This window comes from Cellulomonas sp. P1_G12_2 (assembly GCF_056405535.1).
In genome coordinates, this window is the sequence record NZ_JBFUBX010000001.1 from 929,572 (window position 1) to 944,902 (window position 15,331).

Here is a 15,331-nt window from a genome sequence, read left to right on the forward strand (position 1 = left end):
TCAGGGCGATCCCGGAGTGCGCGGCTGCCCGCTGCGTGATCGGCTGAGGCATGACTGTGCGACGGACGGCGTGGGTCGGGCTGGCAGCAGCCGTCGTGGCGCTCGCGGGCTGCACGTCCCCGGCGGAGAGCCCGGACCCGACGACCACGCCGAGCCTGGCCAGCTCCGCGAGCCCGTCGGCGTCGAGCCCGCCCACCGGTCAGGTGAGCGAGGTCGACGACATCGTCGGGGACCTCGCCGTCCCCTGGGGGATCGCGTTCCTGCCGGACGAGCGGGCCGTCGTCACGTTGCGGGACGCCGCGCGGCTGGTCCTCGTCGGGCCGGACGGTGCGGCGACGGACGTGACCGGTCCGGGTGCCGACGAGCTCGCCGACGTCGTCGTCCCCGGCGGGGAGGGCGGGCTGCTGGGGGTCGCCGTGCTCGGGTCGTCGGACGGCGCAGTGGATCTGGCCCTGTACGCCACCGCAGCCAACGACAACCGGGTCCTGCGGGGGACGCTCGACGGGTCGACCCTGGGCGAGCTGCGCCCGATCCTCACCGGCATCGCCAAGGCCGGCAACCACGACGGCGGCCGGCTCGCCGTCGGGCCCGACGGGTACCTGTACGTGACCACCGGCGACGCGGGCGACCCGCCCTCGGCTCAGGACCCGGACGGCCTCAACGGCAAGATCCTGCGCATCACCGCCGACGGCGACCCTGCCCCCGGCAACCCGGACGAGGACTCGCCGGTGTGGAGCCTCGGGCACCGCAACGTGCAGGGGCTCGGCTGGGCGCCCGACGGGCGGATGTTCGCCTCGGAGTTCGGCCAGAACACGTGGGACGAGCTCAACCTGATCGAGCCGGGCGGCAACTACGGCTGGCCGGAGGTCGAGGGGATGGGCGACGGCTCCGGTTTCGTGGCGCCCGTGGCGGTGTGGGGGACCGACGACGCGTCGCCGAGCGGCCTCGCCGTCACTGCCGACGCCGTCTACCTGGCCGGGCTGCGCGGCGAGCGGCTGTGGCGGGTCCCGCTGACCGACGACGGCGTCGGCACCCCGCACGCGCTGCTCGACGGCGAGCGCGGCCGGCTGCGTGCGGTCGAGCCCGCCCCGGACGGGTCACTGTGGGTGGTCACGGGGAACACCGACGGCCGCGGCAGCATCCGCCCGGGGGACGACCGCATCCTGCGCGTGGTGGTCGACTGAAAGCCGTCGCGCCGCTCACCTAGGATCGGCGCATGTCTCGCATCCTCTCGGCCGTCGCGTGGCCCTACGCGAACGGCCCCCGCCACATCGGTCACGTCGCCGGCTTCGGTGTCCCCTCCGACATCTTCAGCCGGTACATGCGGATGGCGGGCAACGAGGTGCTCATGGTCTCCGGCACCGACGAGCACGGGACGCCGATCCTGGTGCTCGCCGAGCAGGAGGGTGTGAGCCCGCAGGAGCTGGCGGACCGGTACAACCGCGTGATCGTCGAGGACCTGACCAACCTGGGCCTGTCGTACGACCTGTTCACGCGCACGACGACGCGCAACCACTACGCGGTCGTGCAGGAGATGTTCCGCACGGTGCACAAGAACGGCTACATGATCGAGCAGTCGACCATGGGCGCCATCTCGCCGAGCACCGGCCGCACCCTGCCGGACCGGTACGTGGAGGGCACCTGCCCGATCTGCGGGTACGACGGCGCGCGCGGCGACCAGTGCGACAACTGCGGCAACCAGCTGGACGCGATCGACCTGATCAACCCGCACAGCCGGATCAACGGTGAGACGCCGAAGTTCGTCGAGTCGAACCACTTCTTCCTGGACCTGCCGGCGTTCGCGAGCGCCCTGGAGGCGTGGCTGAAGACGCGGACCGACTGGCGGCCCAACGTCCTGAACTTCTCGCTCAACCTCATCGACGACCTGCGCCCGCGGGCCATGTCCCGGGACATCGACTGGGGCATCCCGGTGCCGCTGCCCGGGTGGGAGGAGAACCCGAACAAGCGCCTGTACGTGTGGTTCGACGCGGTCATCGGGTACCTGTCGGCGTCGATCGAGTGGGCGCGCCGCAAGGGCGACCCGGACGCGTGGCGCCCGTTCTGGAACGACCCCGAGGCCCTGAGCTACTACTTCATGGGCAAGGACAACATCACGTTCCACTCGCAGATCTGGCCGGCCGAGCTGCTGGCCTACGACGGTCGCGGGACGAAGGGCGGCTCGCCGGGGCAGTTCGGCACCCTGAACCTGCCGACCGAGGTGGTGTCGAGCGAGTTCCTCACCATGGAGGGCAAGCAGTTCAGCTCGTCGCGCGGCGTCGTCATCTACGTGCGCGACGTCCTGTCCCGGTACCAGCCGGACGCGCTGCGGTACTTCCTGTCGGTCGCCGGGCCGGAGAACCAGGACTCGGACTTCACGTGGGCGGACTTCAAGACGCGCACCAACTCCGAGCTGGTGGCCGGCTGGGGCAACCTGGTCAACCGGACCGCGAGCATGATCGCCAAGAACTTCGGCGAGATCCCGACGCCGGGCGAGCTGCAGCCGGTGGACCAGGGCCTCCTCGCGACGACGTCGGCGGGCTTCGGCAAGGTCGGCGAGCTGCTCGGCACCCACCGCAACCGGGCCGCGGTCAGCGAGGCGATGCGCGTGGTCCAGGAGGCCAACCGGTACATCTCCGAGACCGAGCCGTGGAAGCTGACGCAGGACCGCGACCGCCTGGGCACGGTGCTGCACACGGCCGCGCAGGCGGTCAGCGACGCCAACACGCTGCTGTCGCCGTTCCTGCCGCACTCGGCCCAGCAGGTGCACGAGACGTTCGGGCGCACGGGGACGTTCTCGCCGCTGCCGCGCATCGACGAGGTCACCGACCTGGACGACGACTCGCGCCACTACCCGATCATCACGGGCGACTACGAGCTCGGCCGCACGGTCGCGCCGTGGCGCTCCGAGCAGGTGGTGCCGGGCACCCCCGTGGCCAAGCCGGTGCCGGTGTTCACCAAGCTCGACGACTCGATCGTCGAGGAGGAGCTCGAGCGGCTGCGCCAGGCGTGATGGCGAGGTCGAAGGGGGAGCGCGGCTGGCCCGCGCCGCCCGAGCCGCTGCCGTTCGCGGTCGTCGACAACCACACGCACCTCGACTCGGTGGTGACGTGGGAAGCGCCCGGCTGGACCCGCGATGACGACGGCACGGCGGTCGACGGTCCTTCGGCCGACTTGGCTGCGCACCTGGCGCGGGCGGCGGCGGTCGGCGTGACGCGCATGGTGCAGGTCGGGTGCGACGTCGAGGCGATCCGGTGGACCCACGCGGTTGTGCAGGAGCACCCCGAGCTGCTCGGGGCGGTGGCGATCCACCCGAACGAGGCCGTCCTGCACGAGGGTGTCCGCGAGATCGCGCCCGACGGGAAGCTGCCCGAGCACCCTGACGACCTCGCAGCGATGGGGCGCTTCCAGGAGGCTTTCCACCTCGTCGAGCTCGTCGCGCGCGCCAACCCCCGTATCCGCGCGATCGGCGAGACCGGCCTCGACCACTTCCGCGCCGGTCCCCAGGGGCGTGAGGTGCAGCGCGAGGCGTTCCGCACCCACATCGCGCTGGCCAAGGAGCTGGGCCTCGCGCTGCAGATCCACGACCGAGACGCGCACGACGAGGTCGTGGAGGTGCTCCTGGCCGACGGTGCCCCGGACCGCACGGTCTTCCACTGCTTCTCGGGCGACGCGTCGCTGGCGCGCCTGGCGGTCTCGCACGGCTGGTACCTGTCGTTCGCCGGTCCGGTCTCGTTCGGCGCCAACGACGAGCTGCGCGCCGCCCTGCGCGAGGTCCCGCCGTCGCAGCTGCTGGTCGAGACCGATGCGCCCTACCTGACCGTGCACCCGTTCCGCGGCCGCCCGAACGCGCCCTACCTGCTGCCCGGGACGGTCCGGACGGTCGCGGAGGTGACCGGCCGGTCTCTCGAAGACGTGTGCACCGCGCTCGCGGCCACGTCCGAGGCCGTCTACGGCTCGTGGTGAGCGGTTTGACCCGGTCTGTCGGCGGACAGTCGGGTGATCCCGGGCCCGGAGGCCGGACCTCGGGTTACCGCCTCGGTCACGGATCGGTTACGGTCGGACCTGCGTCCAGGACGGACGCATCCTTTGTGTCGAGAGGACCCACCGCGTGAGGCCCGATCAGGAGCGTGCGACCCAGCGTCGCGGACTCCGTGGTCGACGTGCCGCGCGCGTGGTGGCCCAGGCGGCCGTGCTCGCCGTCGTCGCCGCAGCGACCAGCGCGTTCGCGGTCCTGCACAAGACGGTCACGGTCGACGTCGACGGGACCTCGGTCGAGGTCGAGGCGTTCGGTCGCACGGTCGGCGACATGCTCGCCAGCGCGGAGATCGAGGTGGGGGATCGCGACCTCGTCGCCCCCGCCGTCGACCAGCCCATCGCGCGGTCCGGCCAGATCGTCGTCCGGCACGGGCGGGAGCTGGCGGTCGAGGTCGACGGTTCCGAGCGCTCGGTGTGGACCACGGCGCTGACGGTCGGCGAGGCGGTCGACGGACTCGGCCTGCGCGGCGACGACGTGCGCCTGTCGGCGTCCCGGTCCGCGTCGCTCGGCCGCGACACCCTGCGCGTCTCGACGCTCAAGACCCTGCACCTCGTGGTCGACGGCCAGGTCATCGACGGCGTGAGCAGCGCTGCCACGGTCCGCGACTCGCTGCGCGACATCGGCCTCGTGCTGGGCGACGGCGACCAGGTGTCGGTCTCCCTCGACGCCACCGCGGTCGACGGGCTCGTGGTCCTGGTGACCCGCGCGAGCACCGGCGGCGAGACCGTGACCGAGGCCATGCCGTTCGAGTCCCAGGAGGTCGAGGACCCGGGGATGGTCAAGGGCAACACGGTCATCGCGACGAAGGGCAAGGCCGGCGTCCGCACCACGACGTACGAGCTGCAGGTGGTCGGCGGCGTCGTCACCGGCCGCACGCCGATCGCCTCGGTGGTCACGGTCGCGCCCGTCACGCAGATCACGAAGGTCGGCACGGCCGAGCTTCCGGACCCGTCCGTGGTTGCGGTCGAGCCGGGCACCGCGCAGGCGCTCGGCAAGGAGATGGCGGCGGCCCGCGGGTGGGGCGACGACCAGTTCGCGTGCCTGCTCGCGCTCTGGAACAAGGAGAGCGGCTGGCGGGTGAACGCCGAGAACAAGTCGTCGGGCGCCTACGGCATCCCGCAGGCTCTGCCGGGCACCAAGATGGCGACGGTGGCCGACGACTGGCGGACCAACCCGGCCACCCAGATCACCTGGGGACTGAACTACATCGGCGGCCGCTACGGCGATCCGTGCGGTGCCTACGCGCACAGCCAGGCCAAGGGCTGGTACTGATCTGTCCGCCTCCGGGGGCAATTGCCCCTGTGACGGTGCTCACGCCGCTGACGTGCGAGAACGGCTGAACGGGCCACGCTTCTAGCGCATCGCGCGGGAGGCGCGCCTGGCGTTTCGGTCACGATCCGGTTACGGTCGGTCACGCTCGGCGATCTGGACGGTGGCCCACCTGTGCCGCTGTCCTTCCTGCCGGGTGGTCGGCGCCCGCTCCAGGCGGGCCGCCGTGACGGCCGGATCGGGGATCCGGGACCGACGGGAGCCACCCCCCTCCGGGTGTCCGCAGAGCTTCGAACCAGAGGCCCACCGTCGGGTGCCGCTAGCGGCACGCTCCGCACCCCGTGCCCGGGCACCTCGACGGCTGGAGCCCCGTGCAGTTCTCGACCCTGATCCCTGGTCTGTCCGCGCGATCCCGCGCCACGTCCGAGCCTGACACCCCGGACGAGCTCTCCCCGACGGACCAGCGGTCCGGTCGGACACGCATCCTCCCGATCACCGCCGCGGCGGTCGCGCTCGTCCTCGCGGGCGGCTCGGCAGCGTTCGCGCACGCGCAGAAGTCGGTGTCGCTCGACGTCGACGGCCAGATCACGAACCTCAGCACGTTCGCCGGCTCGGTCGACGGGCTCCTGGAGGACCAGGGTGTGGTCGTCGGAGCCCGGGACGAGGTGAGCCTGACGGGCGCGCTGCCCGAGGGCGCCGAGATCGTCGTGCGCCACGCGCACCAGGTGGCGGTCAGCATCGACGGCCAGGAGACGTCCGTGTGGACGACCGCGTTGTCCGCCGACGAGGCGCTCGACTCGCTCGCCGCGCGCGGTCAGGCCGTGGCCCTCGTCGCGTCCCGGTCCGCCGCCGGCGGTCGCCCGGAGCTGTCCCTGGACCTGGCGCTGCACGGCCCGGCCGACGTCCTGGTCGACGGCACCACGCTCGCCGTCCCGGACGCCGACGCCCGCGTCGCGCAGGTGCTCGGCGAGCTGGGCATCACGCTGAACCCGCTGGACCGCGTCTCGGTGGTGCAGAGCGACACCGGGCGCGTCCAGGTGGTCGTCAACCGTGTGGCCGTGCAGGACGTCACGACCACGCACGAGGTCGCGTTCGCGTCGACCACGCAGCAGGACGCCTCGCGCTACACCGACCAGAAGCGCACGCTGACGGCCGGCGTGCCCGGCGTCCGCACGCTCGTCGAGCGCGTCACCACGGTGGACGGGGTCGAGTCCGGCCGCGTCACCGTCTCCGACGCCGTCACGCAGGTCCCGGTCGACGAGGTCCTCAGCGTCGGCACCAAGAAGCGTCCGGTCGTCGTCAAGACCCCCACCGCGGCGGCGCCCGCCGCGACCGGCACGCCGGTTGCCGCCGGCGGCAGTGCCGACTCCCTCAACTGGGCGGCCCTGGCGCGCTGCGAGTCCGGTGGCAACCCCACCATCGTGTCGTCGAACGGCCTCTACTACGGCCTGTACCAGTTCTCCCTGTCCACGTGGAAGGGCGTCGGCGGCGCGGGGCTCCCCTCGGCGGCCTCGCCGGACGAGCAGACCGCCCGCGCCAAGATGCTCTACAACCGCTCGGGCGCCGGTCAGTGGCCGGTCTGCGGGAAGAACCTCTTCAGCTGATCACACGCGAGACCCCCGTCCAGGCCTCCTGGGCGGGGGTCTCGTCGTGCTCGCCTAGGCTCGTGCGCATGCCGACCACCACCACGCTGCTCGGGCCTGCGGAGATCCGCGAGCTCGCCGAGCGCGCGGGCGTGCGCCCGACCAAGGCCCTCGGCCAGAACTTCGTCCTCGACGGCGGCACCGTACGCAAGATCGTGCGGCAGGCCGACGTCGCCGAGGGGGACCGCGTGGTCGAGGTCGGCCCCGGCCTGGGATCGCTGACCCTGGGGCTTCTCGAGGCCGGTGCCGACGTCGTCGCCGTGGAGATCGACCCCACGCTCGCCCGGCTCCTGCCCGGCACGGTCGCCCGCCACGTGCCCGGGCTGACCATCCACGACGGTGCCGACGACGAGCCGGTGGTGCTGCGCGACGAGGCCGGCCGGGACCGTCTGACCATCGTGCTGTCCGACGCCCTGGACCTGCACGAGCTGCCCGGGCCGCCGCCCGTGGCCCTCGTCGCCAACCTGCCGTACAACGTCTCGGTCCCCGTCCTGCTCACGTTCCTCGAGCGGTTCGACTCCCTCGAACGGGTGCTCGTGATGGTGCAGGCCGAGGTGGCCGACCGCCTCGCCGCGCCCCCCGGCAGCCGCACCTACGGCGTGCCGTCCGCCAAGGCGGCCTGGTACGCGTCGGCCCGCCGCACCGCCACGGTCGGACGCACGGTCTTCTGGCCCGCCCCCAACGTGGACTCGGCGCTGGTCCGCTTCGACCGCCGCGAGCCGCCCGCCACCGACGCGTCGCGGGAGGCGGTGTTCGCCGTGGTCGACGCCGCGTTCGCACAGCGCCGCAAGATGCTCCGGTCCGCGCTGTCGACCCTGGCCGGCTCGGCCGATGCGGCCGTGGCGGCGCTGCAGGCGGCCGGTGTGGACCCGCAGGCTCGCGGCGAACGGGTGGACATCGCCGGGTTCGCGCGCATCGCCGAGCACCTCGGGCCCCTCGGGCCGGGCGGCGCCCGACCTGGCACAGTGGAGCCGTGACGCTGACCCCCGTGGCCCCGCTGCCCGATCACGAGGTCAGGGTCCGCGCGCCCGGGAAGGTCAACCTCTCGCTGCGGGTCGGCCCGCGGGAGGACGACGGGTACCACCCGGTGTCGACGATCTTCCAGGCCGTGTCGGTGTTCGAGGAGGTCGTCGCCACCTCGTCCGAGGGCCGCACGCTCTCCGTGAGCGGCCCGCAGGCCGAGCTGGTGCCCACGGACGGGACCAACCTCGCCCTGCGCGCGGCGGACCTGCTCGCCGAGCACGCCGGCATCGACGACGGCGTCCACCTCCACCTGACCAAGGGCGTGCCGGTCGCGGGGGGCATGGCGGGCGGCTCGGCGGACGCGGCCGCCACGCTGGTGGCGTGCGACGCCCTGTGGCGCACCGGGCTCAGCCGGGACGACCTGCTCGACCTCGCGGCCCAGCTGGGGTCGGACGTGCCGTTCTCGCTCGCCGGCCACACGGCGGTCGGGTCGGGCCGCGGCCACCTGCTGACGGCCGCGCTCAGCCGGGGCGAGTTCCACTGGGCGTTCGCGGTGCAGGACCGCGGGTTGTCGACCGCCGCGGTGTACGCCGCCTTCGACGACCTGCACGCGGGTGCGATCGTGCCCGACCCGGAGGACGACGTGCCCCTGATGCAGGCGCTGCGGGCGGGGGACCCTCGCGCGCTCGGTGCCGCGCTGCACAACGACCTGCAGATGGCGGCGCTCGAGCTCGACCCGGGCCTCGCCGAGCCGCTCGCGGTCGCGCAGGACGCCGGGGCGCTCGGCGTGGTCGTGTCCGGCTCCGGGCCCACGGTCGCCGCCCTCGGCCGCAGCCGCCAGCACGCGCTCGTCCTCGCGGCCGCGTTCACGGCCTCGGGCGTCGCGGACCGCGTGCTGACCGCCTCCGGCCCGGTCGCCGGCGCACGCGTGGTCAGCTCGACCGACTGACCTCGTCCTGCCCCCTTGACATCTGCGGGCTCGCGGCAATACTTAAGTACATGCTTAACCATGGCGAGCTGGACAAGGTCTTCAAGGCCCTGTCCGACGCGACCCGCCGCGCGATGGTCGAACGGCTGGTGCGCGGCCCGGTCTCGGTCAGCGGGCTCGCCGCACCGTTCGCGATGTCGCTCCCGGCCGTGCACCAGCACCTCGCGGTGCTCGAGGACGCCGGCATCGTCACCTCGCACAAGATCGGCCGCGTCCGCACGGTCCAGCTCGCCCCCGACGCCCTCACCGGCGCCGGGGAGTGGATGGGCCGCCAACGACTCCCGGCAGAGCGCCGGCTCGACCGGCTCGGCGACTTCCTCGCCACCGACACCTCGACGACAGGAGCCTGACCATGACCACGGAGTCCACCGACACCACCGCGACCAGCACCGTCGCCCACGCGACCTTCGTCGTCGACCGCACGTTCGACGCGCCTCTCGACCGGGTGTGGGACGCGTTCGCCGACCCGGAGCAGCACGCCCGGTGGTTCGGCTCCGACCCCGGCTTCACCGAGACCGAGGCCTCCGAGGACTTCCGCGTGGGCGGCCAGGCGGTGCAGGACGGGCAGTGGCACGACGGCCCCACCAGCCGGTACGTCGCCACCTACACCGACATCGTCGAGCGCGCACGGATCGTCTCCACCTACGACATGTGGGTGGGCGGCACGCACCTGTCCACGTCCCTGACCACGACGGAGCTCACCGCCGTCGAGGGCGGCACCCGCCTCACGTACACCGAGCAGGGCGTGTTCCTGGACGGCCAGGAGGACGGCAGCCAGCGCGAGGCAGGCTTCCAGGGCATCTTCGACACCCTCGCGGAGTACCTCGCGGGCTGACGCCGGTCAGGCGCAGGTGGACGAGTCGTCCGCCGAGGTGAGCACGTCGCCCGGCGGGGTCCAGGGGGTCTCGACGGTCGGGGGCGGGGTAGCCGGGGCTGCGGGGTCCGCCGGTGGCGCGTCGTCGGTCGCCGGGGCCTCGGCCACCGGCTGGTCGGCCGCGACCCGGGCCCACAGCTGTGCCGCCTCGGCGGTGGCCTCGACCCGGTAGCGCTGCCTGGTCGACGCGACGGTGGGCATCGAGACGAACACGATCCGGTCCGCCTGCACGCCGCGCAGCGAGAGCCCGAACCCGGTGAGGTCGGTGAGGTCCCGGAACCCCGTGCTCGCCGTCAGCGAGCCGGTCGCGGCCTGCGCGAACTGGAACAGGGCGGTCGGGCTGGTCAGCACGTCGCGACTGAGCACCGAGCGGACCATGGCCGCCATGAGGTCCTGCTGGCGCTCGATCCGTCCGGTGTCGGACCCGTCGCCGATGTTGTGCCGGGCCCGGGCGAACTGCACGGCTGTGGGGCCGTCGAACACCTGCGGGCCGGCCTTGACGTGCAGGCCGGTGTACTCGGGGTCGTCGAGGTCCGTCGCCAGGCACATGGGGACGCCGCCGATCGCGTCGACCATGTCGCGCAGACCGACGAAGTCCACGAGCACCAGACCGTCCAGGCGCACCCCCGTGAGGCTCTCCACCGTCTTCCACGTGCACGCCGACGCGGACCGGACGTCGTGGCCGTGGTCCCAGCCGATCCGGAACGCCTCGTTGAACTGCCGGGCCTCGCGTGCCGGCGTCGTGCTGCCGTCCGACATCGTGCACGACGGCCGGTCGGCCAGCAGGTCCCGCGGGATGGAGACCAGCTCGACGCGGGACCGGTCCGCCGCCACGTGCGCGACGATCGTCGTGTCGGACTGCATCCCCTCCTCCGCACCGCCGATCGTGCCGTTCTCGCCGCTGCGGTCGTCGGACCCGATGATCAGCAGGTTCACGGGCGATCCCGCGCGGGCGTCCCCGGGCGGCGGCTCCGTCACCTCGGGCCGCGCACTGTCGTCGCCCACGAGGCCGGTCAGGTCGACCTCACCGATGTTCGACTGGAGCTCTAGGTAGACCGCGGCTGCGCCGGCGACGCCGAACGCCAGGACGCCGACGGCTGCGAGGCCGACCGCCCGGGGCCAGGTCCGCCCGTGGGCACGCGCGTGCTGCGTCATGCTCCGGACGCTAGTGCGCAGGTCAGTGGCGGTACCGGCGGTCTGCGTGGAGGACCTGTGCGGGTGTGCGGGTAGCCTTCACAGGAAATGGCTCACCTTCTCGGCGCGGACCGCGTCACGCTCACGCTGGGCACGCGCACCCTCCTCGACGGCGTCTCCCTCGGACTCGACGACGGCCAGCGGATCGGCGTCGTCGGCCCCAACGGTGCCGGCAAGTCCACCCTGCTGCGCGTGCTGTCCGGGCTGCAGGAGCCCGACGACGGTCGGGTCACCCGTGCCGGCGGCGTGCGGGTCGCGATCCTCGACCAGCGTGACGACCTGCTGGCCGGGAGCACGGTCCTCGACGTCGTGCACGGGTCCGCCGACGAGCACGAGTGGGCCACCGACTCCCGCATCCGGTCCGTCCACGCGGGCTTGCTGGCCGACGTCGCGCTCGACGCCGACGTGGCCACCCTGTCGGGTGGTCAGCGCCGCCGGGTCGCCCTGGCCGCGCTGCTGGTCCGGGACGACGAGGTGCTCGTCCTCGACGAGCCGACCAACCACCTGGACGTCGAGGGCGTGGCGTGGCTGGCCGCCCACCTGGTCGACCGGTACACCCGGTCCAACGGCGCGCTGGTGGTGGTCACCCACGACCGCTGGTTCCTCGACGCGGTCTGCACCCGCACGTGGGAGGTGCACGGCGGCGACGTCGACCAGTACGAGGGCGGCTACGCGGCCTACGTGCTGGCGCGGGCCGAGCGGGCTCGGACGGCGTCGACCACCGAGGAGAAGCGGCAGAACCTGCTGCGCAAGGAGCTCGCCTGGCTGCGCCGGGGGGCGCCGGCGCGCACGTCCAAGCCCAAGTTCCGGATCGACGCCGCGAACGCGCTCATCGAGAACGAGCCGCCGCCGCGCGACCAGCTGAGCCTCACCCGGATGGCCACGGCCCGGCTGGGCAAGGACGTGCTCGACATCGAGGACGCGTCCGTGGTCTACGGCGACCGCACGCTCCTGCACGACATCACCTGGCGGCTCGGCCCGGGCGACCGGGTGGGCCTCGTGGGCGTCAACGGCGCCGGCAAGACCACCCTGCTACGACTGCTGTCCGGCCGCCAGCAGCCGACCACCGGACGCGTGAAGCGTGGCAAGACCGTGCAGGTGGCGGAGCTGACGCAGGACGTCGAGGACCTCGACGAGCTGGCCGGCCTGCGGGTGATCGAGGTGATCGAGAGCGAGAAGCGCTCGGTCGTCGTCGGCGGCAAGGAGCTCACCGCGGCCCAGCTGGTGGAGCGGCTCGGGTTCGACCGCGAACGCTCTCGCACCCCCGTGCGGGACCTGTCGGGTGGGGAGCGTCGACGGCTGCAGCTGCTGCGGCTGCTCGTAGGCGAGCCCAACGTGCTGCTGCTCGACGAGCCGACCAACGACCTCGACACCGACACCCTGGCCGCGCTCGAGGACCTGCTCGACGGCTGGCCGGGCACGCTGATCGTCGTCTCGCACGACCGGTACCTGCTCGAGCGGGTGTGCGACACGCAGATGGCCCTGCTCGGCGACGGCCTGCTGCGCCAGCTGCCCGGCGGGGTCGAGCAGTACCTGGACCTGCGCCGCGCCGCGGAGTCGACGGTGTCGTCCCCGCTGGACGCCCGCCCGGCGAGCACGCAGGCCCCCGCGGTGGTCTCGACCGCGGACCTGCGCACCGCCCGCAAGGAGATCGCCCGGATCGAGCGGCGGCTGTCCCGGATCGCCGACCAGGAGACCGCCCTGCACCAGCGCATGTCCGACCAGGCCACCGACCACCAGGCCGTGGCCGCGCTCGACGAGGAGCTCCGGGCGCTCGCCGCCGAGAAGGACGAGCTCGAGGCCGCCTGGCTCGAGGCCGCCGAGATCGTCGGCTAGCCGCTCCGGCGCATGCTCCGCAGCCCGAGGCCCGACGAGACCCCCATCGTGAGCACCGCGGCGAGCACGACGAGCAGGGGCGCCGTCCACCCGCCGCTGGACGCGTGCACCGCCCCCAGCACGCTCGGACCCAGGGCGGCGCAGCCGTAGCCGATGCTCTGCACGGTGGCGGACATGCGCCGTGCGGCCGCGGGCGACCCGGCGCTCGAGGCGATGACGGTGAAGATCACCGCGAAGTTCCCGCCCTGCGCCACGCCCGCGAACGTGCACCACACCGGCCACCAGGACGGCGCGAGCAGCAGGCCGACGGGCAGGGCCACCCATCCGAGGGTGATCGCCGCGGACACGGCAGCGACGGGGGCGCGCCGCCCGAGGGCGATCGGCACGGCGATGCCGCCGACCATCCCGAACAGCTGGAACAGCGCCGCGGCACCGCCGGACGCAGCCCGCTCGAGGCCGAGGGTGTCGTGCAGGAGGGACGGCAGCCACGCGCTGACCGCGTAGTAGCCGAACGCCTGCCCGGCGAACGCGACCGCCAGGAACCAGGTGACGGGCCGCCGCCACACGTCGTGTGCCGCGGAGGTGGCGACGACCACGGCCGGCTCGGGCCGCCCGAACGGGTACGCCCGCTGCCAGACCACGAGGGCGACCACGGCCAGCAGGCCCCAGGACGCCAGCGCCCATCGCCAGCCGACCAGGTCGGCCAGGGGCGCCGTCAGGGTGGTCGTCAGCACGCTGCCGCCGTTGAGCGCGGCGGTGTACAGGCCGGTCACGCGGGGCACGTGCCCGGGGAAGTCGCGGCCGATCACCACCGGGACGGCGACGTTGCCCGCGGTGATCGCCACCCCGATGAGGACGGTCCCGACGAGCGCGGTGCCGAACCCGTCCGCCGAGCGCAGCAGGGTCCCGGCCAGCACGGTGACCAGCGACGCCGCGACGACGCGCCCGGTGCCCAGGCGCCCGAGCAGCACGGCCATGAACGGCGTGGCCAGGGCGAAGCAGAGGACGGGGACGCCCGTGAGCACCCCGACACCGGCGGCGCTCAGGCCCAGGTCGCTGCGCACGTCGTCGACCACGGGCGCGAGTGCCGTGATCGGCGCCCGCAGGTTGAGGGCGTAGAGGAGGACGGCGGCGAGGAGCAGACCCCGGGCGGCGGACCGTGCCGCCGTCATGCCCTCACGACGCGTCGAACGGCGCGGTCACCTCGCGCAGCAGGTCGGCGAGCTTGTCGCGGTCGGCCTCGTCGAGGTCGCCCAGCAGGCCACGCTCGACGTCCAGCAGGTCGGAGAATGCTGCGTCGACGCGCTCCAGCCCGGCCGGGGTGAGCTGCACCAGGACCCCGCGGCGGTCGTCGGGGGCGGGCAGCCGCTGCACGAGGCCGTGCTCGGCGAGGCGGTCGATCCGGTTGGTCATGGTCCCGCTGGTGACCAGCGTCTGGGTGAGCAGCGCGCCGGGGGAGAGGCGGTACGGGGCGCCCGCCCGCCGCAGGGCGGAGAGCACGTCGAACTCCCACGTCTCCAGGTCGTGCCGCGCGAACGCGGAGCGCCGGGCCAGGTCCAGGTGCCGCGCCAGCCGGCTCACGCGGGACAGGACGGTCAGGGGGCGCACGTCCAGGTCGGGGCGCTCGCGTTCCCAGGCGAGGACGATGCGATCGACCTCGTCGCGGGCCCCCGGGGCGTCCGAGGAGGTGCGTGTCACCATGACGCGAGATTACTCGACGTCGACAGAGATCCGTCTCACACCGTGCGGGTGAGCGTGGGCCGCCGCTCGAGCGCCGACAGCCCGTTCCACGCCAGGTTGACCAGGTGCGCCGCGACGACGTTCTTGCTGGGGCTGCGGGCGTCGAGCCACCACTGCCCGGTGAGCGCGACCATGCCGACGAGCATCTGCGCGTAGATCGGCGCCGTCTTCGGGTCCTGCCCCTGCTTCTTGAACTGGTCCGCCAGCAGGTGCTCCACCTGCGTGGCGACGTCCCCGATCAGGCTGGAGAACGTGCCCGTCGCCTGCGCGACGGGGGAGTCGCGCACGAGGATCCGGAACCCGTCCTCGGACGCCTCGATGTAGCCGAGCAGCGCCAGCGCGGTCCGCTCCACCAGCACCTTCGGGTGCCCGCCGCCCTCGAGCGCGCCGGTCAGCGCGCTCGTGAGGGCCTGGATCTCGCGGTCGACGACGACGGCGTAGACGCCCTCCTTGCCGCCGAAGTGCTCGTACACGACGGGCTTGGACACCTCGGCGCGGGCAGCGATCTCCTCGACGCTGGTGCCGTCGAAGCCCTTCTCGGCGAACAGGCGACGCGACACGTCGAGCAGCTGCGCGCGCCGTTGCGTCCCCGTCATGCGGGAGCGGGTTGCACGCTTGGAGTCGGGGGCCACGCGCCCATCATGCCGTGAGGCGTGCGTCCTGCCTGGCAGACTTGGCGGCCACGACGCGTCAGGTGTCGGTCCGCCCTGGTGTAACGGCAGCACGCCGGCCTTTGGAGCCGTGCAGTCCAGGTTCGAATCCTGGGGGCGGAGCCACGCGGTACGGTG

At 73.3% G+C, this 15,331-nt stretch carries 14 protein-coding genes and 1 tRNA gene; 11 read left to right on the plus strand and 4 right to left on the minus strand.

What is annotated here, in order from left to right:
- Positions 1 to 50: 50 nt before the first annotated feature.
- From AC1DXT_RS04525 to AC1DXT_RS04565, 9 genes are all read left to right on the plus strand, one after another.
- Positions 51 to 1,184 carry a PQQ-dependent sugar dehydrogenase gene (locus tag AC1DXT_RS04525; protein ID WP_477060161.1) on the plus strand — a complete coding sequence of 378 codons (1,134 nt, stop codon included), beginning with the start codon at positions 51 to 53 and terminating at the stop codon, positions 1,182 to 1,184.
- A gap of 32 nt (positions 1,185 to 1,216) precedes the next feature.
- Positions 1,217 to 3,010 (plus strand): methionine--tRNA ligase, encoded by a 1,794-nt coding sequence (metG, locus tag AC1DXT_RS04530; protein ID WP_477060162.1) that lies wholly within the window; start codon positions 1,217 to 1,219, stop codon positions 3,008 to 3,010.
- On the plus strand, positions 3,010 to 3,963 hold the full coding sequence (locus tag AC1DXT_RS04535) for a TatD family hydrolase (RefSeq protein ID WP_477060163.1): 954 nt from the start codon (positions 3,010 to 3,012) through the stop codon (positions 3,961 to 3,963). The genes metG and AC1DXT_RS04535 overlap by 1 nt, the downstream gene beginning before the upstream one ends.
- A gap of 208 nt (positions 3,964 to 4,171) precedes the next feature.
- Complete coding sequence (locus AC1DXT_RS04540; protein ID WP_477060164.1) at positions 4,172 to 5,308, plus strand: aggregation-promoting factor C-terminal-like domain-containing protein; 1,137 nt, start codon at positions 4,172 to 4,174, stop codon at positions 5,306 to 5,308.
- 338 nt (positions 5,309 to 5,646) lie between these two features.
- Complete coding sequence (locus AC1DXT_RS04545) at positions 5,647 to 6,909, plus strand: transglycosylase family protein (protein WP_477060165.1); 1,263 nt, start codon at positions 5,647 to 5,649, stop codon at positions 6,907 to 6,909.
- A 68-nt stretch (positions 6,910 to 6,977) separates the two neighbouring features.
- Positions 6,978 to 7,925, plus strand: coding sequence for a 16S rRNA (adenine(1518)-N(6)/adenine(1519)-N(6))-dimethyltransferase RsmA (rsmA, locus tag AC1DXT_RS04550; RefSeq protein WP_477060166.1), 948 nt, complete (start codon positions 6,978 to 6,980; stop codon positions 7,923 to 7,925).
- Positions 7,922 to 8,860, plus strand: a complete 939-nt coding sequence (locus AC1DXT_RS04555; protein ID WP_477060167.1) for a 4-(cytidine 5'-diphospho)-2-C-methyl-D-erythritol kinase — start codon at positions 7,922 to 7,924, stop codon at positions 8,858 to 8,860. Before rsmA ends, AC1DXT_RS04555 begins: the two co-directional genes overlap by 4 nt.
- Before the next feature lie 50 nt (positions 8,861 to 8,910).
- Positions 8,911 to 9,249: an ArsR/SmtB family transcription factor gene (locus tag AC1DXT_RS04560; protein ID WP_477060168.1), complete on the plus strand. Its 339-nt coding sequence runs from the start codon at positions 8,911 to 8,913 to the stop codon at positions 9,247 to 9,249.
- Between the two features lie 2 nt (positions 9,250 to 9,251).
- The gene (locus AC1DXT_RS04565) at positions 9,252 to 9,734 is read left to right on the plus strand and encodes an SRPBCC domain-containing protein (RefSeq protein ID WP_477060169.1); all 483 of its coding nucleotides are present in this window, start codon (positions 9,252 to 9,254) and stop codon (positions 9,732 to 9,734) included.
- 6 nt (positions 9,735 to 9,740) lie between these two features.
- Here AC1DXT_RS04565 and AC1DXT_RS04570 read toward each other — a convergent pair whose 3' ends face one another.
- Positions 9,741 to 10,928 (minus strand): LCP family protein, encoded by a 1,188-nt coding sequence (locus AC1DXT_RS04570; protein WP_477060170.1) that lies wholly within the window; start codon positions 10,926 to 10,928, stop codon positions 9,741 to 9,743.
- 87 nt (positions 10,929 to 11,015) lie between these two features.
- On the opposite strand from AC1DXT_RS04570, the gene AC1DXT_RS04575 reads away from it, so the two are divergent.
- Positions 11,016 to 12,803 (plus strand): ABC-F family ATP-binding cassette domain-containing protein, encoded by a 1,788-nt coding sequence (locus AC1DXT_RS04575; RefSeq protein WP_477060171.1) that lies wholly within the window; start codon positions 11,016 to 11,018, stop codon positions 12,801 to 12,803.
- Here the strand turns inward: AC1DXT_RS04575 and AC1DXT_RS04580 are convergent.
- The 3 genes from AC1DXT_RS04580 to AC1DXT_RS04590 are packed head-to-tail and all read right to left on the minus strand — an operon-like array spanning position 12,800 to position 15,139.
- Positions 12,800 to 13,975, minus strand: a complete 1,176-nt coding sequence (locus tag AC1DXT_RS04580) for an MFS transporter (protein WP_477060172.1) — start codon at positions 13,973 to 13,975, stop codon at positions 12,800 to 12,802. The genes AC1DXT_RS04575 and AC1DXT_RS04580 overlap by 4 nt on opposite strands.
- 4 nt (positions 13,976 to 13,979) lie before the next feature.
- Positions 13,980 to 14,504: a MarR family winged helix-turn-helix transcriptional regulator gene (locus AC1DXT_RS04585; protein WP_477060173.1), complete on the minus strand. Its 525-nt coding sequence runs from the start codon at positions 14,502 to 14,504 to the stop codon at positions 13,980 to 13,982.
- 35 nt (positions 14,505 to 14,539) lie between these two features.
- Positions 14,540 to 15,139, minus strand: a complete 600-nt coding sequence (locus tag AC1DXT_RS04590; protein ID WP_056096445.1) for a TetR/AcrR family transcriptional regulator — start codon at positions 15,137 to 15,139, stop codon at positions 14,540 to 14,542.
- Between the two features lie 105 nt (positions 15,140 to 15,244).
- On the opposite strand from AC1DXT_RS04590, the gene AC1DXT_RS04595 reads away from it, so the two are divergent.
- Positions 15,245 to 15,319 (plus strand) — tRNA-Gln (locus AC1DXT_RS04595).
- Positions 15,320 to 15,331: the final 12 nt, after the last annotated feature.